Below are 19,050 nucleotides of genomic sequence, written 5' to 3' on the forward strand. Positions count from 1 at the left end.
CATACGCGCCGTTGACACTTCGTTACACTCCGCAGGCATACTACGCTTCAAGCTGTATCAGAATCACCGTTCGTCGGTTTGTCTGACATGACGCGACGGCGTCGCGGTTCGCACCGCGCCCGCCGTTGACAACGAGGCAAGTCCCTGGGGGGGAACGTGAAACTGAAACGACTGGGCAGTGCCGTTGCGTACGCGACGGCCTCGATGGGCGTGCTGTGGAGCATCCACGCGCACGCGGAACTGGGCGGCGCACCGATGTCGCCGCCGGCGGACGACCACACCGCCACCGTGCGCGCGCTGCAGCGCGCGATGCGCGCGGCCGACGGCTCGTCGGCAGGCGCGCCCGCCTATACGGTGCGCGAGCTTTCGCTCGCGTCCGGCACCGTGATCCATGAATACACGTCCGCCGCCGGCACCGTGTTCGGCGTCGCATGGCGCGGCCCGACGATGCCCGATCTCGGGCAGGTGTTCGGCAGCTATCTTCCGCAGTACAAGGCGGGCGTCGAAGCGGCGCACGCGGCGCGCGGCTGGCGCGCGCCCGTGTCGGTCGACTCGAGCGCCATCGTGATCCGGACGGGCGGCCACATGGGCTCGTTCACGGGCCAGGCCTGGTTGCCGCCGGCGCTGCCTGCCGGCGTGACCGGCAACGACATCCAGTGACCGGGAGAGCGACCTTGCGAATTTCTCGTACCTTCATTCGCTGGCTCGGCGCACTGAGCCTCGCGGCCGCCACGGCCGTACTCGTCGCCGCGTGCGGCGGCGGCGACAGCGGCGGCTCCCCGCCGCCGCCCGCGCCCGCCGCGTCGAACACCGCGGTCATCACCGTCGGCCGGGGCGTCGCGAACGTCATCAACATCCCGACCGTCAGCGTGACGGTCTGCGCGCCGGGCACATCGAACTGCCAGGTCGTCAACAACGTGCTGGTCGATACCGCGTCGTACGGGCTGCGGCTCGTCAGCGACGTGGTGCCGGGCGTGCTGGGCAGCCTGCCCGTGACGACCGTGAACGGCGCGCCGCTCGCCGAGTGCGGCAAGTTCGTGTCGACCTACACGTGGGGCTCGGTGCGTACCGTCGACCTGAAGATCGGCGGCGAAACGGCCAGCGCGCTGCCGGTGCAGATTCTCGGCGACCTCGGCACCGCCAACGTCCCGACCTCGTGCACGAACAACGGCACGGCCGCCAACTCGGCGGCCGCGCTCGGCGCGAACGGCATCCTCGGCATCGGGCCGGCGCCGTTCGACTGCGGCGCGACCTGCACGACATCGACGTCGTCGTTGAGCAACAACTACTACGCGTGCCCGAACGGCAATGCGAGCTGCAACGTGACGCTCGTGCCGCTCGCGCAGCAGGTGGCCAATCCGGTGCAGCGTTTCGCGAGCGACAACAATGGGGTGATCGTGCAGATGCCGGGCATCTCGGCCAACGGCCAGGGGAGCGCGACGGGGCTGCTGACGTTCGGCATCGGCACGCAGGCCAACAATGCACTGGTCGCATCGGCCGTGCTGCCGTCGACGACGACGGGCGACGTCACAGCCTCGTTCCTCGGCCGCACGCTGTCGCCGGCGGCCGGTGGCGGCGCCTTCTTCGATACGGGTTCGAACGCCTATTTCTTCGACGACACGCAGACGCGTTGCACGAGCAATACATCGTTTTACTGTCCGTCGGGAACCGTGAACTATACGGCGACGCTCACGGGCCAGAACGGTGCGCAGGCAATGGTGACCATGCCGGTCGCGAATGCGGATGCGCTGTTCGCGAATCCGTCGACGTACGCGTTCAATGATATCGGCGGGCCTTTCGGCAAGACGCCGGTCACGAACCCGGCACCATGGCTCGATATCGGCCTGCCGCATTTCTACGGCAAGACGATCTACTTCGGGATGGACCTGCGCGGCAACGGCGGCGCCGCGCCCTACGTCGCATTCTGAGCGGCGGCGGGCGGACCGCATGGCAAAGGGGGCGAGCGATCGCCCCCTTTTTTTATTGACCCGGCGCGGTCGCGCAGCCGGCCGCGAGGGCGCAGGCGAGCGAAACCAGCGAGACGAGCGGGGGGCGGGCCACGGCGCGCCCCCGGCAAAGCGGGAAACGGCGCAACGGTAGCGTGATCACGCCTGCGATTCCGGATTTGCGAAAGCCGGCGATTTTCATGCGTGTGTTTCGTTATTCGTCGATTTCGATTTGTCCATTATCGGGTGCCGCCGGTTTTGTCAGGATGCAATTATTTAAAAATAACGCGCGTGCGGAAGAGGCGGTGCCCGGCGGCCGCCTGCCCCCGTCAGCGGCATGTGTCGCGGCGCGTCGGCCCGGGCGCGCGAATCGCGCTGCCCGCCGGCCTCGTAAAATCGGAATAATCCGAAAAATCCTACCTATACTTTTCGCGTGACTCCGGAGGCGTTGATAAGAACAGGAGGTGAACGAAATGAACTTCACGGATGCCATTCGTTCAGCGCTTGATCAATATCCAGGATTCGAGGGCCGTGCGCGCCGCGCGCAAAGCCCGCTGATCGCCTTCGTCACGCGCGTCGGCAGGACGGTGCCGCTCATGGGGCGGCGCGCGCACCGCGCGGACCATCCCGGCCGCTTCGGCCCCGATCCGCTCGTCACGGGCTGACCGGCGCGGGCCCGGTGCGCCCGTCCGCGCACCGCCGGCCGTCCCCGCGCCGTCATCCGCCCGATTCTCCGAAATACCCCCCTTTCCAGGCTTTGCTCGACCGATCGGCGTTTGACGCGTCCATGAATAATCGGTGTCACTGGAAAGCGGCATCCCGCCGTACCCGTCCGGAGGACCCGTGGCAGACGAGAGCGATCTCGACAAAACCGAAGCCGCCACTCCCAAGCGCCGCGAGAAGGCGCGCGAGGAGGGGCAGGTCGCGCGCTCGCGCGAGCTGGCTTCGTTCGCGCTGCTCGCGTCGGGCTTCTACGGCACGTGGCTGCTCGCGGGACCGATCGGCCAGCACATGCAGACGATGGTGCGCGGCGCCTTCACGTTCGACCGCGCGATCGCGTTCGACACGAGCCGGATGCTGATTTCGGCGGGCAGCGTGAGCCTTGAAGGGCTCGCCGCGCTCGCGCCGCTGCTCGCGATGATGGGGGTTGCCGCGCTGCTCGCGCCGATGGCGCTGGGCGGCTGGCTGCTCTCGACGAAGACGTTCGAGCTGAAGCTCGACCGGCTGAACCCGATTACGGGCCTCGGCCGGATCTTCTCGATCCAGGGGCCGATCCAGCTCGGCATGTCGCTCGCGAAGACGCTGGTCGTCGGCGGGATCGGCGGCATCGCGATCTGGCGCAGCAAGGACGAACTGCTCGGCCTCGCGACGCAGCCGCTCCACGCGGCGTTCGCCGACGCGCTGCACCTCGTCGCCGTGTGCTGCGGCACCACGGTCGCCGGGATGCTGGTCGTCGCCGCGCTCGATGTGCCGTATCAAATCTGGCACTACAACAAAAAGTTGCGCATGACGAAGGAAGAAGTGAAGCGCGAACATCGCGAGAACGAAGGCGATCCGCACGTGAAGGGCCGGATCCGCCAGCAGCAGCGTGCGCTCGCGCGGCGCCGGATGATGGCGGCCGTGCCGAAGGCCGACGTCGTCGTCACGAACCCGACGCACTTCGCCGTCGCGCTGCAATACACGGACGGCGCGATGCGCGCGCCGAAGGTCGTCGCGAAGGGCGTGAACCTCGTCGCCGCGCGCATCCGCGAGCTCGCGGCCGAGCACAACGTGCCGCTGCTCGAAGCGCCGCCGCTCGCGCGGGCGCTGTATCACAACGTCGAACTCGAACGCGAGATCCCCGGCTCGCTGTACTCGGCCGTCGCCGAGGTGCTCGCGTGGGTGTACCAGCTCAAGCGCTTCCGTTCGGAAGGCGGCGCGTTCCCGGCGGCGCCGGTCGATCTCGACGTGCCGGCCGAACTCGACAAGGGCGCGTCGGTGTCCGACGACGACGCGCGCGAGGAAGCCGAAGACGTGCTCGGCGCGCACGCCCGCACCGGCCAGGGGGGTAACGCATGAGCACGCCAGCCGGCCTGTTCGCGAAGCGCCCGAACCTGCTCGCGGGCACCAACCTGCGCGCGCTCGCGGGCCCGGTCCTCATCTGCATGATCCTGGGGATGATGATCCTGCCGCTGCCGCCAGTGCTGCTGGATCTGCTGTTCACGTTCAACATCGCGCTGTCCGTGATGGTGCTGCTCGTCAGCATGTACACGATGAAGCCGCTCGACTTCGCGGCGTTCCCGAGCGTGCTGCTGTTCTCGACGCTGCTGCGGCTGTCGCTGAACGTCGCGTCGACCCGCGTCGTGCTGCTCGAGGGCCACACGGGCCCGGACGCGGCCGGCCAGGTGATCGAGGCGTTCGGCCACTTCCTCGTCGGCGGCAACTTCGCGGTCGGCATCGTCGTGTTCGTGATCCTGATGATCATCAACTTCATGGTGATCACGAAGGGCGCGGGGCGGATCGCCGAAGTGTCCGCGCGCTTCACGCTCGATGCGATGCCCGGCAAGCAGATGGCGATCGACGCCGACCTGAACGCAGGCCTCATCAACGAGGAGCAGGCGAGAAAGCGCCGCACCACGGTCGCGCAGGAAGCCGAGTTCTACGGCTCGATGGACGGCGCGTCGAAGTTCGTGCGCGGCGATGCGATCGCGGGCCTGATCATCATGGCGATCAACGTGATCGGCGGGCTGATCGTCGGGATGATCCAGCACGACATGACGTTCGCGGCGGCCGGCACGAACTACACGCTGCTGACCATCGGCGACGGCCTCGTCGCGCAGATCCCGTCGCTCGTGATCTCGACCGCGGCCGGCGTGATCGTGTCGCGCGTCGCGACCGACGAGGACATCGGCACGCAGATCACCGGCCAGCTGTTCGCGAACCCGCGCGTGCTGACGATCACCGGCGCGATCATCCTGATCATGGGGCTGATCCCCGGCATGCCGCACTTCGCGTTCCTGCTGCTCGGCGGCGGCGCGATCTGGCTCGCCCGCACGCAGACGAAGCGCGCGGCGGCCCGCAAGGCGGCCGGCGACGTCACCGAGATCGCGCCGCCCGCCGCGCTGCCCGCCGACAGCCACGAGGCGACCTGGGACGACGTGCAGCTGATCGACCCGCTCGGCCTTGAAGTCGGCTACCGGCTGATCCCGCTCGTCGACAAGAACAGCGACGGCGAGCTGCTCAAGCGGATCAAGAGCATCCGCAAGAAGTTCGCGCAGGAAATCGGCTTCCTGCCGCCCGTGATCCACATCCGCGACAACCTCGAACTGCGGCCGAACGGCTACCGGATCGCGCTGAAGGGCGTCGAGATCGGCATCGGCGAAGTGTTCCCGGGCCAGTGGCTCGCGATCAACCCGGGCCAGGTGACGGCCGCGCTGCCCGGCGCGCTGACCACCGACCCGGCGTTCGGGCTGCCGGCCGTGTGGGTCGACGTCGCGATGCGCGAGCAGGCGCAGGTGTACGGCTACACGGTGGTCGACGCGAGCACGGTCGTCGCGACCCACCTGAACCACCTGGTCGTCCAGCACGCGGCCGAGCTGCTCGGCCGCCAGGAAGTGCAGGCGCTGATCGAGCGCACCGGCAAGGACGCGCCGTCGCTCGTCGAGGACCTCGTGCCGAAGACGATTTCGCTGACGACGCTGCAGAAGGTGCTGCAGAACCTGCTCGAGGAAGGCGTGCCGATCCGCGACATGCGCACGATCCTCGAAGCCGTGTCCGAGCACGCGGGCCGCATCACCGACGCATTCGACATCACGGCCGCGGTGCGGCTCGCGCTCGGCCGCGCGATCACGCAGCAGTGGTATCCGGGCTCGGGCGAGATGCAGGTGATGGGCCTCGACGCGAATCTCGAGCGCGTGCTGTCGCAGGCGCTCGCCACGGGCGCGAACCCGGGCCTCGAGCCCGGCCTCGCGCACGCACTCCTGACCGGCACGCAGCAAGCGCTGCTGCGTCAACAGAATCTCGGGCTGCCGCCCGTGCTGCTCGTGCAGCACGCGCTGCGTGCGATGCTCGCGCGCTTCCTGCGCCGCAGCCTGCCGCAATTGAAAGTGCTGTCGTATGCCGAAGTGCCGGATACACGCACGATCAAGGTCGTTAACGTCATCGGGGGTTCCGCTTGAACATTCGCAAATTCACCGGGCCGACGAGCCGCGACGCGCTGCGGCTCGTGCGCGAGGCGCTCGGCGCCGACGCCGTCGTGCTGTCGAACCGCACGCTCGATGACGGCAGTGTCGAAATCGTCGCGCTCGCCGACGCCGAACTGTCGGCGATCACGCCGCCGGGCGCGGCCGGCGCAGCCGCGCTGCCCGGCGCGGCGTTCCGGGCCGGCGCGCTGACGCCGGCGGGCGCGGCGCCGCGTTCGGCCGTCAATCCGTATGCGATGGGCGACGGCGGCTTGCCGGACGTGTTTTCGTCGGTGTTCGGCGCGAGCGCCGAGACGACCGACGCGCCGGCGGCGCCGGTGGCGGGTTCTGCCGCCGCCGCTGCGTCCGCCGCAGGATCGCCTGCCGCGGGATCGCCCGCCGCAGGATCGCCTGCCGCCCCTTCCGAACCCGCGCCGTGGCTTGTCGAGCACGCGAAGCGCCTGACGCAGCAGCGCGAAGCGCTGATCGCGCGCGCGCAGTCCGCGCCGGCGGCGGAAGTCGCGCCGCGCGCCGCGCACGAAGCGACGCCGCCCGAGTGGGCGCGCGACATCGTGCGCAACGTCGCGCGCCGCGTGCCGGCGGACGACGCCGCGCCGCGCCGCCACGCCGCCGCGCCGGCCCCGAAGGCGGCGGACCGCGCGCGCGTGCCTGAAGACACGGCCGCCGCGGTGGCCGACGCGGTGAAGGCGCGCATCGAGCGGATCGTCAACGACACGGTGATGAACGAGCTCGGCTCGCTGCGCGGGATGATGGAGGAGCAGTTCGACAGCCTGATGTGGCATGAGCGCCAGCGCCGCAGCCCGGTGCACGGCGCGCTGACGAAGCATCTGTTCGCGGCCGGCTTCTCCGCGCAGCTCGTGCGGATGATGGTCGACAACCTGCCGCAGGGCGAAGGCGAGCAGACGTTCGAGCAGGCGGCCGAATGGGCGCAGTCGGTGCTCGAGTCGAACCTGCCGGTGCTCGACAGCGAGGAAGCGCTGATGGAGCGCGGCGGCGTGTTCGCGCTGATGGGGCCGACGGGCGTCGGCAAGACGACGACCACCGCGAAGCTCGCCGCGCGCTGCGTGATGCGCTTCGGCGCGAGCAAGGTCGCGCTGCTCACGACCGACAGCTACCGGATCGGCGGCCACGAGCAACTGCGGATCTTCGGCAAGATCCTCGGCGTGCCCGTGCACGCGGTGAAGGACGCCGGCGACCTGCAGCTCGCGCTGTCCGAGCTGCGCAACAAGCACATCGTGCTGATCGACACGATCGGCATGAGCCAGCGCGACCGCGCGGTGTCCGACCAGATCGCGATGCTGCACGGCGCGAACACGCCGGTGCAGCGCCTCCTGCTGCTCAACGCGACGAGCCACGGCGACACGCTCAACGAGGTCGTTCAGGCGTACCGCAGCGCGGCCGGCCATCCGGACGCGGCATCCGCGGAGCTCGCCGGCTGCATCCTCACGAAGCTCGACGAGGCGACCCACCTCGGCGGCGTGCTCGACACGGTGATCCGCTACAAGCTGCCCGTCCACTACGTGTCGACCGGCCAGAAGGTGCCGGAGAACCTGTACGTCGCGACGAAGAAATTCCTGATGAAGAGTGCCTTCTGTGTGCCGCGCGACGGCTCGCCCTTCGTGCCGCAGGACGAGGACATGCCGACGCTGCTTTCTGCGTTGACCGCACGTTCGACCGCCGAGCTGCACGAGGTGCGTTTTGGATAAAAGGATGATCGACCAGGCCGAAGGACTGCGGCGCCTGCTGGCCGGGCGCGCATCGAGGATCGTTGCGGTGGCGGGCGGGCCGGCGGGCGTCGGCTGCACGTCGACCGTCGTGAACCTGGCCGCGGCGCTGGCCGCGCTGGGCAAGGACGTGCTCGTCGTCGACGAGCGCGCGGACGTGCATTCGGCCGCCGCGACGCTCGCCGGCTCCTGGCTGCGGGACGGCGAGCGCATGCGCGTGGCCGCCGGGTTCGGCGTGTGCGCCGCGTCGCGGCTCGCGCGCGCGGGCTACAGCGACGCGCAGCTCAGCGACTTCGTCGACGGCCCGGCCGACATCGTGCTCGTCGATGCGCAGCTCGACGCCGACGGCGGGTTCTCGGCGCTCGCGCGCGAAGCGCACGACGTGCTGATCGTCACGCGCGTCGCCGCGCAGGCGATCACCGAAGCGTACGCATGCATGAAGCGGCTGCATTTCGCGCATGCGATCGCGCAGTTCCGCGTGCTGACCAATCACGTCGGCAGCCACGCCGACGCGAAGACCGCGTTCGACAACCTCGCGGGCGTCGCGAGCCGCTACCTGACCGTGTCGATCGCCGACGCGGGCTGCGTGAGCGCCGATCCGCTCGTCGAGCATGCGCGCGAGCTCGTGCGCACGGCGGTCGACGCGTTTCCGTCGTCGCCGGCCGCGCGCGATTACCGGCAGATTGCCGCCGACCTGCTGTACTGGCCGCTGCGTCCGCGGCCGGGCGCCGGAGCGGCGCGCGCGGGCGGCAGCACGTCGTTCGAGGCGGGCGCGGCGCACGCCGCGTGAGGGCCACCGGAGGGAGAGAGCCATGATGTACAACGCTCAAGGAAAGATTTCTCAGGCTGACGTGCTCGCGCAATACGCGCCGCTCGTGCGCCGCCTGGGCCTGCAGCTCGTCGCGAAGATGCCGGCGAGCGTCGATCTCGACGACCTGATCCAGGCCGGGATGATCGGCCTGATGGACGCGGCCGGGCGCTACAAGGAAGACCAGGGCGCGCAATTCGAGACCTACGCGACGCAGCGGATCCGCGGCGCGATGCTCGACGAGCTGCGCAGCAACGACTGGCTGCCGCGCAGCCTGCGCAAGACGTCGCGCGAGGTCGAGCATGCGGTGCACCAGGTCGAGCAGCACCTCGGCCGCGCGGCGAGCGAGGCCGAGATCGCGCAGCACCTGAACATGCCGCTCGACGAATACCAGGGGATGCTGCAGGACCTGCACGGCAGCCAGCTCATCTACTACGAGGATTTCGACCGCGCGGCCGACGACGAGCCGTTCCTCGACCGCTATCGCGTCGATCACGCCGATCCGCTGTCGTCGCTGCTCGACGAGCACCTGCGCGAGGCGCTGGTCGAGGCGATCGAGCGGCTGCCGGAGCGCGAGAAGCTGCTGATGTCGCTGTACTACGAACGCGGGCTGAACCTGCGCGAGATCGGCGCGGTGCTGGAAGTGAGCGAGTCGCGCGTGTGCCAGCTGCACAGCCAGGCGGTCGCGCGGCTGCGCGCGCGGCTGCGCGAGCAGGCGTGGGTCGGCGCGGAGAACTGACCCCTTTCAAGCGCACGCAAGGCGGGTACGCAATATTCCCGCCGATTTGCTACAATCCCACCCGTTTTCCGAGGAGCGTTGCGACGGACCATCCCGTGTCCGCCAGGCTCGGAAAGCTTCACCAAGCGGCCGGGCCGCGGCGCAATGCGCCGGCTCCCGCTTCCTGAACGGCGCTCACGTCACCATTTTCTAGAACTTTTTTTAGAAAGGAGGGCGTGATGAACGCCGTCATCGATTCCAAAGCTTCCAATGATTTCGTCGTCGCCGACATGGCGCTTGCCGGCTGGGGCCGCAAGGAACTGAACATCGCCGAGACCGAAATGCCGGGCCTCGTGCAGATCCGCGACGAATACAAGGCGCAGCAGCCGCTGAAGGGCGCGCGCATCGCGGGCTCGCTGCACATGACGATCCAGACCGGCGTGCTGATCGAGACGCTGAAGGCGCTCGGCGCCGAAGTCCGCTGGGCATCGTGCAACATCTTCTCGACGCAGGACCACGCCGCCGCCGCGATCGTCGAGTCCGGCACGCCGGTGTTCGCGTTCAAGGGCGAATCGCTCGACGAATACTGGGAGTTCTCGCACCGCATCTTCGAATGGCCGAACGGCGAATTCGCGAACATGATCCTCGACGACGGCGGCGACGCGACGCTGCTGCTGATCCTCGGCTCGAAGGCCGAGAAGGACCGTTCGGTGATCGCCAAGCCGACCAACGAGGAAGAAGTCGCGCTGTACAAGTCGATCGCGAAGCACCTCGACATCGACGCGAACTGGTACTCGAAGCGCCTCGCGCACATCAAGGGCGTCACCGAAGAAACGACGACCGGCGTGCACCGCCTGTACCAGATGGAAAAGGACGGCCGCCTGCCGTTCCCGGCGTTCAACGTGAACGACTCGGTCACGAAGTCGAAGTTCGACAACCTGTACGGCTGCCGCGAGTCGCTCGTCGACGGCATCAAGCGCGCGACCGACGTGATGATCGCGGGCAAGGTCGCGGTCGTCGCGGGCTACGGCGACGTGGGCAAGGGCTGCGCGCAGTCGCTGCGCGGCCTCGGCGCGACCGTGTGGGTCACTGAAATCGATCCGATCTGCGCGCTGCAGGCGGCGATGGAAGGCTACCGCGTCGTGACGATGGAATACGCGGCCGACAAGGCCGACATCTTCGTGACGGCGACCGGCAACTTCCACGTGATCAACCACGATCACATGAAGGCGATGCGCCACAACGCGATCGTCTGCAACATCGGCCACTTCGACTCGGAAATCGACGTCGCGTCGACCCGCCAGTACCAGTGGGAAAACATCAAGCCGCAGGTCGACCACATCATCTTCCCGGACGGCAAGCGCGTGATCCTGCTGGCGGAAGGCCGCCTCGTGAACCTCGGCTGCGCGACCGGCCACCCGTCGTTCGTGATGTCGAACTCGTTCGCGAACCAGACCCTCGCGCAGATCGAGCTGTTCACGCGCGGCGGCGAGTACGAGAACAAGGTGTACGTGCTGCCGAAGCACCTTGACGAGAAGGTCGCGCGCCTGCACCTCGCGCGCATCGGCGCGAACCTGTCGGTGCTGTCGGACGAGCAGGCGTCGTACATCGGCGTGTCGAAGCAAGGCCCGTTCAAGCCGAACCACTACCGCTACTGATGCAGAAGCCGCCGCCCGCCGGCGGCGGGGCGCGCCGCGAAGCGTTTTCGCGCGCGTCTCGCAACCGGCGCGGCGGCGCCGCCGTTCCGCCAGAGCGTCCACCGAACCGGAGCATTACATGAGCGTCATCCTGTCCTGGATCATCAATGCCCTCGCGCTGCTGATCATCACCTACCTGGTGCCGTCGATCCACATCAAGAGCTTCGGCACCGCGCTGATCGTTGCGGTCGTGCTGGGGCTGATCAACACGGTGATCCGGCCGGTGCTGATCCTGCTGACGCTGCCCGTCACGGTCGTGACGCTCGGGCTGTTCATCCTCGTCGTGAACGCGCTGTGCTTCTGGTTCGCGTCGTCGCTGCTCAAGGGCTTCGAGGTATCCGGGTTCTGGTCCGCGTTCTTCGGTTCGATCCTCTACAGCATCGTGTCCTGGCTGCTGTCCGCTCTGATCTTCGGCCAGCGCAATATCGGCTGAGCGGGCCCGTCCAGCGCCTCCTGAATCATGAAACCGATCGAACTCTCGTTTGAATTCTTCCCGCCGAAGACGGCGGAAGGCGTCGAGAAGCTGCGCGCGACGCGTGCGCAGCTGCTGCCGCTGAAGCCGAAATTCGTCTCCGTGACGTTCGGCGCCGGCGGCTCGACGCAGCAGGGCACGCTCGATACCGTGCTCGACATGCAGAAGGACGGCCTCGAGGCCGCGCCGCACCTGTCGTGCATCGGCTCGTCGAAGGACAGCCTGCGCGCGATCCTCGACCAGTACCGCTCGCACGGCATCCGCCACATCGTCGCGCTGCGCGGCGACCTGCCGTCCGGCATGGGCGAGGTCGGCGAGCTGCGCTACGCGTCGGAGCTGGTCAGCTTCATCCGCGCGGAGCACGGCGACTGGTTCCACATCGAGGTCGCCGGGTATCCGGAATACCATCCGCAGTCGCGCTCGCCGAAGGCCGATCTCGAGAACTTCGCGCGCAAGGTGAAGGCCGGCGCGAATTCCGCGATCACGCAGTATTTCTTCAACGCGGACGCGTATTTCCGCTTCGTCGACGACGCGCGCAAGCTCGGCGTCGAGGTGCCGATCGTGCCGGGCATCATGCCGATCACGAACTTCTCGCAACTGATGCGCTTCTCCGAGATGTGCGGCGCCGAGGTGCCGCGCTGGATCGCGCGCCGGCTCGAGAGCTTCGGCGATGATCGCGACGCGATCCGCGCATTCGGCGCGGACGTCGTCACGGGCCTGTGCCAGCGGCTGCTCGACGCCGGCGTGCCGGGGCTGCATTTCTATACGCTGAACGGCGCTGCCGCGACCAAGACGATCTGCGAGCGGCTCGGCGTGTAAGCGCCGCGCGGCTGCGCAGGCTGCGACGAAGCCCTGCCGGCATTGCCGGCGGGGCTTTTTTTCGTTTATGGCTACGGGCCACCAGCTGCGGGCGGCCGGCTAGCGGCGCGCGGCCGCGCGCGTCACCCCCGCGCCTGCATCAGCGGCGGCCGGCGGTCGAACCACGGGCGCGCCTGTTCGAGCTGCCGCGCGAGCTTCAGCAGCAGCGCGTCGTCGCCGTGGCGCGCGGCGAACTGCACGCCGATCGGCAGGCCGCGCGCGTTCCAGTAGAGCGGCACCGACATCGCCGGCTGGCCGGTCAGGTTGAAGAGCTCGGTGCAGCCGGCCCACGCGAACGCCTTCTGCGACGCCTTCGCGAGCATCTCCTTCAGCAGCGGCTTGATCGGCAGCGCCGCGAGCAGCTTCATCTGCGCATGCTCGAACGGCGTCGGCTGCAGCTCGCCGATCTTGACCGGCGGGCCGGCGAGCGACGCGCACAGCAGCACGTCGTAGTGCGCGGCGACGCGCGCGACCTGCACGGTGAGCTGGCGCTGCCACTCGAGCACGTCCGGCAGCCGCGTGCGCGCGAGCCGCCGGCCGACCACGGCCATCGCCCACGTCGCCGCCTCGAATTCGCCGCGTTGCGGCGTGCGGCCCGTCAGCGCGCGCGCGCCGAGCACCATCTCCTCGGCGATCGTCGCCCACAGCGTCAGGAAGGTCTCGCCGGTGCGCGCGTAGTCGAGGTTCAGCGTCGCCGGCTCGACGTGATGGCCGAGCGACGCGACGAGCGCGGCGGCGTCGTCGAGCGCCGCGCGCGTATCGTCGGCGAGCGCCGGCGCGAGCATCGGGTGGGTGACGAGGCCGATCCGCAGCGCGGCGGGCGGCGCGCCGAGTTCGCCGAGGAAGGTGCCGGGCGCGCCGGGCGGCAGCGTCCGGCCGGTCGTGACGTCGAGCAGCAGCGCGCTGTCGCGCACGCTGCGCGCGACCGCGTGCTGGACGACCAGGTCGCCGTTCGTCGGCATGTCGACGAGCACCGGGTTGCGGCTCGGCTTGAGGCCGAACAGCCCGCAGCACGACGCGGGAATGCGGATCGAGCCGCCGCCGTCGGACGCGTGCGCGAGCGGCACGATGCCGGCAGCGACGGCCGCGGCCGCGCCCCCGCTCGAGCCGCCGGGCGTGTGGTCGAGGCTCCACGGGTTGCGGCACGCGCCGAACAGTTCCGGCTCGGTATACGGCATCTGGCCGATCTCGGACGTGTTGGTCTTGCCGAAGACGTTGAGCCCCGCCGCGCGGCTTTTCGCGATCAGCGGCGAATCGGCGTCAGGCACGAAATACCGGTAGTGCCGGCTGCCCATCGACAGCGGCAGCCCTGCGACCGCCGCGCCGAGATCCTTGACGAGATAGGGGACGCCCGCGAACGGGCCGCCGGATTCGTGCAGCGCGGCGGCGCGCTCGCGCGCGCTGTCGTAATCCTGCAGCACGACCGCGTTGATCGCGGGATTGACCGCTTCGGCCTGCCCGATCGCGGCGTCGATCAGCTCGCGCGGGCTCGCCTTGCGTTGGCGGACGAGCTCGGCGAGGCCGATCGCGTCGTGGGCCAGATAGTCCGAATGCACCGCTGTCACCCCCGTTGTGACGTGTGGCGATGGAAGCCGGCGGGGCGGGCGGGCCGCACCGCCGTGCCGCTTACAGTTGCTCGGCGAGGAACGTCAGCGTGCGGCCGTGCGCGAGCGCCGCCGCGCGCTGGTTGTACGACGCGCGCTCGGCGCAGTTGAAGCCGTGCTCGGCGCCCGGATACAGATGGAACGCGGCGTTGTCGCGGCCGGCGAACGCGGCCTTCACCTGGTCGACCGCCGTCAGCGGGATCCCGTGGTCGTTTTCCGCGTAATGGAACAGGATCGGCTGCGTGACCTTGCCCGCGACGTCGAGCACGTTCTGGATGCCGCCGCCGTAATAAGCGACCGCCGCGTCGATCTTGCCGGTCGCGGCCGCGAGATACGCGAGGCGGCCGCCGAAGCAGTAGCCGATCGCGGCGACCTTGCCGTCGACTTCGGGCCGCGTGCGCAGCAGGTCGGCCGCCGCGGCGACGTCCGCGACCGCGAGGTTCACGTCGGTCTTCTGCAGGAGCTCGATGCCCTTGTCGCGGTCCGCGCCTTCGTAGGCCAGCTCGACGCGCGGCTGGGTGCGCCAGAACACGTCCGGCGCGAGCGCGACATAGCCGTCGGCCGCGTACTGGTCGGCGACCGAGCGGATATGCGCGTTCACGCCGAAAATCTCCTGCACGATGATGACGGCGGGACCCTTGCCGCGCCGCGGCAGCGCGAGATAGCCGCCGAAGCTGTCGTTACCGGTCGGGATGTCGATCCATTGGGCAGTCACGTTGCACTCCTGGCGAGCGAGGCCGCGCCGCGCGCGCCTCTCGGGATTGAAAAAAGGGACGGTCTAGTGTGCCACCAATCAGCAGCGGTTGCAGTGCGTGCCGCCCGCTTCTCGCGCAGCGAACGTTCCGTTCACGATTATTCATTTTTCGGTGGCGCGGCGCTTCGGTAGAGTCGAACGCATCGACCCATTACAACGCGCTTTCGCGCGCCACCGAAGGATCCGCTCATGTCAGTCCGCTCGCTGTCCACGCCGTTCGCCGAACGCCTCGGCCTGCGCCTGCCGCTCGTGCAGGCGCCCATGGTCGGCGCGACCACGCCCGCGATGGTCGCCGCCGCATCGAACGCCGGCGCGCTCGGCAGCCTCGGCGGCGGCGCGTTCGCGCCCGAACGTCTCGCCGACGAGGTCGCGCAGATCCGCGCGGCCACGGACCGCTCGTTCGCGGTCAACCTGTTCGTGCTGCCGGAGCTCGTGCCCGACGCGGCGACGATCGCGCGCGCGCTCGCGGCGATCGATCCGCTCAACGCGGCGCTCGGCCTGCCGCCGGGCGTCGCGCCCGCGCGCTTCGCGCCCGATTTTCGCGCGCAGCTCGACATGCTCGTGTCGCTGCGCGTGCCGGTCGCGAGCTTCACGTTCGGCGTGCTCGACGCGGCCGACATCGCCCGGCTGAAGGCGGCCGGCACCTACGTGATCGGCACCGCGACGCATGTCGCGGAAGGACTCGCGTGGAAAGCGGCCGGCGCCGACGCGCTGTCCGCGCAGGGCGCCGAGGCGGGTGGCCATCGCGGGACGTTCATCGGCGCGGCCGACGACGCGCTGATCGGCACGCTCGCGCTCGTGCCGCAGCTCGTCGATGCGACCGGGCTGCCCGTGCTCGCGGCGGGCGGCATCATGGACGGCCGCGGCATGACGGCGGCGCTCGCGCTCGGCGCGCAGGCCGCGCAGCTCGGCACCGCGTTCCTGACGTGCGCGGAAAGCGCGATCGCCGCCGACTGGAAAGCACGATTGCTCGCGAGCGCGGACACGTCGACGCAGGTCACGCGCGCGATCACCGGGCGTCATGCGCGGGGGCTGCGCAACACGCTGATGGCGCGGCTCGGCGAGCGCCCCGGCGACGTCGCGCCGTATCCGGTGCAGAACGCGCTGACGCAGCCGCTGCGCCAGGCCGCCGCGCGCGCGAACGACGGCGACTATCTGTCGCTGTGGGCCGGGCAGGGCGCGCCGCTCGCACGGCGGCGCGGCGACGCACTGACGACGTCGCAGCTGATCGATGCACTCGACGCCGAATGGCGAGCGGCGGCCCGCTGATCGCGCGTCATTCGAGTGCAATGAAACGCGCGTTCGGGCGTGCGTTCGGGCGTGCGTTTTGGCGTGCGTTTTGGCGTGCGTTTGGCATCGCGATACCGTGCTTAAAATGATGATCATGAATGTTGCGCGCGCGTGTTGAAAAAGCCTTTCAATAAGGTGTCAGAACTAGCGGAAACCCTTATCCAGCGGGCGTTGTGGCGATGCCGGAGGGTGGCCTGATACGTGCTTGCATCGGTAGTGTTATCACTACCCTAAAAAAGTCCCACAAATTAATTTGATCACCTACACTTCGGCGCAAGTACGGGTGGGCGGCTGCTAAAAGCGGCCGCTTCGCGTGCTTGAGGCCAAGTGCATGAACGATGCAACCGGCGAATCGTCCAGTGATGGCAAGCACAGGGATGGCAGCGGGGCACCGGGCGATGGCGTTTTTGGGGATCGAAACTGGAGACTTATATGAATATCAAGATGCAAAAGCTGCTGCCGATCGCCGCAGCGGCAACGCTGTGCGTTGCTGCCGCAGGCAATGCGTCCGCCGATCAAGTCGTCAAGATCGGCCACGTCGCGCCGTTGACGGGTGGCATTGCACACCTCGGCAAGGACAATGAAAACGGCGCGCGTCTCGCGGTCGAGGAGATCAACGCCAAGGGTCTCACGATCGGCGGCCAGAAAATCACGCTTCAGCTTGATCCGCAGGACGACGCAGCCGACCCGCGCCAGGCGACGCAAGTGGCGCAGAAGCTCGTCGACGACAAGGTCGTCGCGGTGATCGGTCACCTGAACTCGGGCACGTCGATCCCGGCCTCGAAGATCTACAGCGATGCGGGCATCGTGCAGATCTCGCCGTCGGCGACCAACCCGGCTTATACGCTGCAAGGCTTCAAGACGACGTACCGCGTCGTCGCGACCGATGCGCAGCAGGGCCCGGCGCTCGCGAACTACGCGCATTCGAAGGGCATCAAGAGCGTCGCGGTGGTCGACGATTCGACCGCGTACGGCCAGGGTCTCGCGAACGAATTCGAGAAGAAGGCCAAGGCGCTCGGCCTGAAGGTGCTGTCGCACGACGCGACGAACGACAAGGCGGTCGACTTCCGCGCGATTCTGACCAAGATCAAGGGCGAGAATCCGGACGCGATCATGTACGGCGGCATGGACGCGACGGGCGGCCCGTTCGCGAAGCAGGCGAAGCAGCTCGGCGTGCGCGCGAAGATCTTCGCGGGCGACGGCGTGTGCACGGAAAAGCTGGCCGACCTGGCCGGCGACGCGACCGACAACGTCGTGTGCTCGGAAGCGGGCGCTTCGCTCGAGAAGATGCCGGGCGGCAGCGCGTTCAAGGCGAAGTTCGAGAAGCGCTTCGGCCAGCCGATCCAGATCTACGCGCCGTTCACGTATGACGCGGTGTACATCGTCGTCGACGCGATGAAGCGCTCGAATGCGACGGACCCGGCGAAGATCCTGGCCGCGATGCCGGCGACGAACTACACGGGCGTGATCGGCACGACGACCTTCGATTCGAAGGGCGACCTGCAGCACGGCGTGATTTCGCTTTACAACTACAAGGGCGGCAAGAAGACGCTGCTCGACGAAGTGAAGATGTAAGCGAGCGGTCAACGGCAGGGGTAGAAACGCGCATGCGGCAACGCATGCGCGTTTCTTTTTGCGGGGTGCGCAACGCGTGCCGGCCTGCGGTCAGATCTTCAGGTGCGCGAGCACCTTCGGCGCGACGGCCGCGACGAGCGCCGCGCACAGCGCGACGACCGCGAGCCCGATCGTCAGGTTGGCGGCCTGCGCGACCGCGCCGATCACGACCGGACCGAACAGCAGCCCGAAATAGGCGAGGCCGGCCACGTGCGCGAGGCCTTCGGCCGCGTGGATGCCCTTCACGCGCGCGGCCGCGGCGAACAGCACCGGCATCATGTTCGCGAGCCCGAGGCCCATCAGCGTGAAACCTGTCAGCACCGCGGCCGGGTGCGGCAGCAGCAGCGCACCGATCATCCCCGCGCACGCGAGCGACGCGCTCGCGAACACGAGCTGCGGCGCGCCGAAGCGCGCGCGCACCGCGTCGCCGGCGAAGCGCGCGGCCGCCATGCCGCCGGAGAAGGCCGCATACGCGGCGCTCGCGAGCGCGGGGCCGGCCGCGACCACGTCGCGCATGTAGACCGTCGCCCAGTCGTACATCGCGCCTTCGGCGATGAGCGCCACGAGCGCGATGCCGCCGAGCATCCACAGCGCGGGCGAGCGCCAGCGGTTGCCGCCGCCGTGCGCATGCGCGTGATGCGGGACGTGCGGCAGCACCGACGGGCACGCGGCGACGAGCACCGCGGCGCTGGCCGCCGCGGCGAGCGCGAGGTGCGCGGCGGGAGCCATGCCGGCCGACAGCAGTGCGCCGCCGGCCGCCGCGCCCGCCATCCCGCCGACGCTGAACATCCCGTGCAGTGCCGACATGATCGGCCTGCCGATCGCGATCTCGACCGCGCTCGCCTCGGCGTTCATCGCGACGTCGAGTGTCGCCATCGAGAAGCCGAACAGCGCGAGCACGGCGAGCAGCAGCGGATAGTCGGGCACCACGAGGATCAGCGCCGCGCACGCCGACATCACGAGGCCGCCCGCGAGGCACGCGGTGCGCGAGCCGACGCGCGCGATCCAGCGCGCGACGGTCAGCATCGCGGCGATCGAGCCGCCGGCCACCGCGAACAGCGCGATGGACAGCAGCGCGGGGCTCAGCGCGAACTTGTCGCGCACGGTCGGCACATGCACGCCCCACGACGCGTACATCATGCCGGCGACGAAGAACAGCGCCATCGTGGCGGTGCGGGCCCGCTGGCGAACGGGGAGCGAAAGGGCGCGGTGCGCGGCGGGCGCGGCCGCGAGGTCGGGGGAGGAGTCGGACACGTCAAGCTCTGCAGAGGAAAAATGATCGAACGCTCGAGAGACGTCGATCGAGATTCGTCCGATTCTATCGAACCGCTTACGATTTTGCTGGCGCGGTGGTTGTCGTTCGACGCCGCGCGCACGTTGCCCG

At 69.0% G+C, this 19,050-nt stretch carries 17 protein-coding genes and 1 riboswitch; of the genes, 13 read left to right on the forward strand and 4 right to left on the reverse strand.

The genetic code is table 11. From position 1 onward, the window contains the following. The first annotated feature begins 156 nt into the window (after positions 1–156). Together ACFIMZ_RS01345 and ACFIMZ_RS01350 are read left to right on the forward strand one after the other, a co-directional pair. Positions 157–660, forward strand: coding sequence for a DUF2844 domain-containing protein (locus ACFIMZ_RS01345; RefSeq protein ID WP_431821084.1), 504 nt, complete (start codon positions 157–159; stop codon positions 658–660). A 14-nt stretch (positions 661–674) separates the two neighbouring features. Next, positions 675–1,928, forward strand: coding sequence for a DUF3443 domain-containing protein (locus ACFIMZ_RS01350; protein WP_431821085.1), 1,254 nt, complete (start codon positions 675–677; stop codon positions 1,926–1,928). Positions 1,929–1,980: 52 nt separating this feature from the next. Here ACFIMZ_RS01350 and ACFIMZ_RS01355 read toward each other — a convergent pair whose 3' ends face one another. Further along, complete coding sequence (locus ACFIMZ_RS01355; RefSeq protein WP_431821086.1) at positions 1,981–2,148, reverse strand: hypothetical protein; 168 nt, start codon at positions 2,146–2,148, stop codon at positions 1,981–1,983. Positions 2,149–2,419: 271 nt separating this feature from the next. Between ACFIMZ_RS01355 and ACFIMZ_RS01360 the strand changes: the two genes are divergently transcribed. The 9 genes from ACFIMZ_RS01360 (at position 2,420) to metF (ending at position 12,365) form a co-directional block, all read left to right on the forward strand. Next, complete coding sequence (locus ACFIMZ_RS01360; RefSeq protein ID WP_431821087.1) at positions 2,420–2,611, forward strand: hypothetical protein; 192 nt, start codon at positions 2,420–2,422, stop codon at positions 2,609–2,611. Between the two features lie 178 nt (positions 2,612–2,789). Next, the gene (flhB, locus tag ACFIMZ_RS01365; RefSeq protein ID WP_431821088.1) at positions 2,790–4,004 is read left to right on the forward strand and encodes a flagellar biosynthesis protein FlhB; all 1,215 of its coding nucleotides are present in this window, start codon (positions 2,790–2,792) and stop codon (positions 4,002–4,004) included. Then, positions 4,001–6,103: a flagellar biosynthesis protein FlhA gene (flhA, locus tag ACFIMZ_RS01370; RefSeq protein WP_431821089.1), complete on the forward strand. Its 2,103-nt coding sequence runs from the start codon at positions 4,001–4,003 to the stop codon at positions 6,101–6,103. The genes flhB and flhA overlap by 4 nt, the downstream gene beginning before the upstream one ends. Beyond that, complete coding sequence (gene flhF, locus ACFIMZ_RS01375) at positions 6,100–7,833, forward strand: flagellar biosynthesis protein FlhF (RefSeq protein WP_431821090.1); 1,734 nt, start codon at positions 6,100–6,102, stop codon at positions 7,831–7,833. The genes flhA and flhF overlap by 4 nt, the downstream gene beginning before the upstream one ends. Next, a complete protein-coding gene (locus ACFIMZ_RS01380) occupies positions 7,826–8,641 on the forward strand; it encodes a MinD/ParA family ATP-binding protein (protein WP_431821091.1) in 816 nt (271 codons plus the stop codon). The genes flhF and ACFIMZ_RS01380 overlap by 8 nt, the downstream gene beginning before the upstream one ends. Positions 8,642–8,663: 22 nt before the next feature. Further along, on the forward strand, positions 8,664–9,398 hold the full coding sequence (locus tag ACFIMZ_RS01385; protein ID WP_059609364.1) for an RNA polymerase sigma factor FliA: 735 nt from the start codon (positions 8,664–8,666) through the stop codon (positions 9,396–9,398). 64 nt (positions 9,399–9,462) lie between these two features. Beyond that, positions 9,463–9,581, forward strand: a riboswitch (S-adenosyl-L-homocysteine riboswitch). A 35-nt stretch (positions 9,582–9,616) separates the two neighbouring features. Continuing rightward, on the forward strand, positions 9,617–11,035 hold the full coding sequence (gene ahcY, locus ACFIMZ_RS01390; protein WP_431821092.1) for an adenosylhomocysteinase: 1,419 nt from the start codon (positions 9,617–9,619) through the stop codon (positions 11,033–11,035). A 118-nt stretch (positions 11,036–11,153) separates the two neighbouring features. Then, positions 11,154–11,507: a phage holin family protein gene (locus tag ACFIMZ_RS01395; protein ID WP_010093000.1), complete on the forward strand. Its 354-nt coding sequence runs from the start codon at positions 11,154–11,156 to the stop codon at positions 11,505–11,507. Between the two features lie 27 nt (positions 11,508–11,534). After that, positions 11,535–12,365, forward strand: a complete 831-nt coding sequence (gene metF, locus ACFIMZ_RS01400) for a methylenetetrahydrofolate reductase [NAD(P)H] (RefSeq protein ID WP_431821093.1) — start codon at positions 11,535–11,537, stop codon at positions 12,363–12,365. Positions 12,366–12,487: 122 nt separating this feature from the next. Here the strand turns inward: metF and ACFIMZ_RS01405 are convergent, their stop codons facing one another. Then, positions 12,488–13,960: an amidase gene (locus tag ACFIMZ_RS01405; protein ID WP_431821094.1), complete on the reverse strand. Its 1,473-nt coding sequence runs from the start codon at positions 13,958–13,960 to the stop codon at positions 12,488–12,490. Positions 13,961–14,030: 70 nt separating this feature from the next. Next, positions 14,031–14,723, reverse strand: a complete 693-nt coding sequence (locus ACFIMZ_RS01410) for a dienelactone hydrolase family protein (RefSeq protein WP_431821095.1) — start codon at positions 14,721–14,723, stop codon at positions 14,031–14,033. A gap of 228 nt (positions 14,724–14,951) precedes the next feature. Between ACFIMZ_RS01410 and ACFIMZ_RS01415 the strand changes: the two genes are divergently transcribed. Both ACFIMZ_RS01415 and ACFIMZ_RS01420 read left to right on the forward strand, forming a co-directional pair. After that, complete coding sequence (locus ACFIMZ_RS01415; RefSeq protein WP_431821096.1) at positions 14,952–16,031, forward strand: NAD(P)H-dependent flavin oxidoreductase; 1,080 nt, start codon at positions 14,952–14,954, stop codon at positions 16,029–16,031. A 453-nt stretch (positions 16,032–16,484) separates the two neighbouring features. Continuing rightward, the gene (locus ACFIMZ_RS01420) at positions 16,485–17,627 is read left to right on the forward strand and encodes a branched-chain amino acid ABC transporter substrate-binding protein (protein WP_431821097.1); all 1,143 of its coding nucleotides are present in this window, start codon (positions 16,485–16,487) and stop codon (positions 17,625–17,627) included. A gap of 90 nt (positions 17,628–17,717) precedes the next feature. Here the strand turns inward: ACFIMZ_RS01420 and ACFIMZ_RS01425 are convergent, their stop codons facing one another. Next, entirely contained in the window at positions 17,718–18,920 is a 1,203-nt protein-coding gene (locus ACFIMZ_RS01425) for an MFS transporter (protein WP_431821098.1), read from the reverse strand. Positions 18,921–19,050: the final 130 nt, after the last annotated feature.

Origin of the sequence: Burkholderia sp. F1 (assembly GCF_050813845.1) — a bacterium.
Classification (GTDB): Bacteria; Pseudomonadota; Gammaproteobacteria; order Burkholderiales; family Burkholderiaceae; genus Burkholderia; species Burkholderia ubonensis.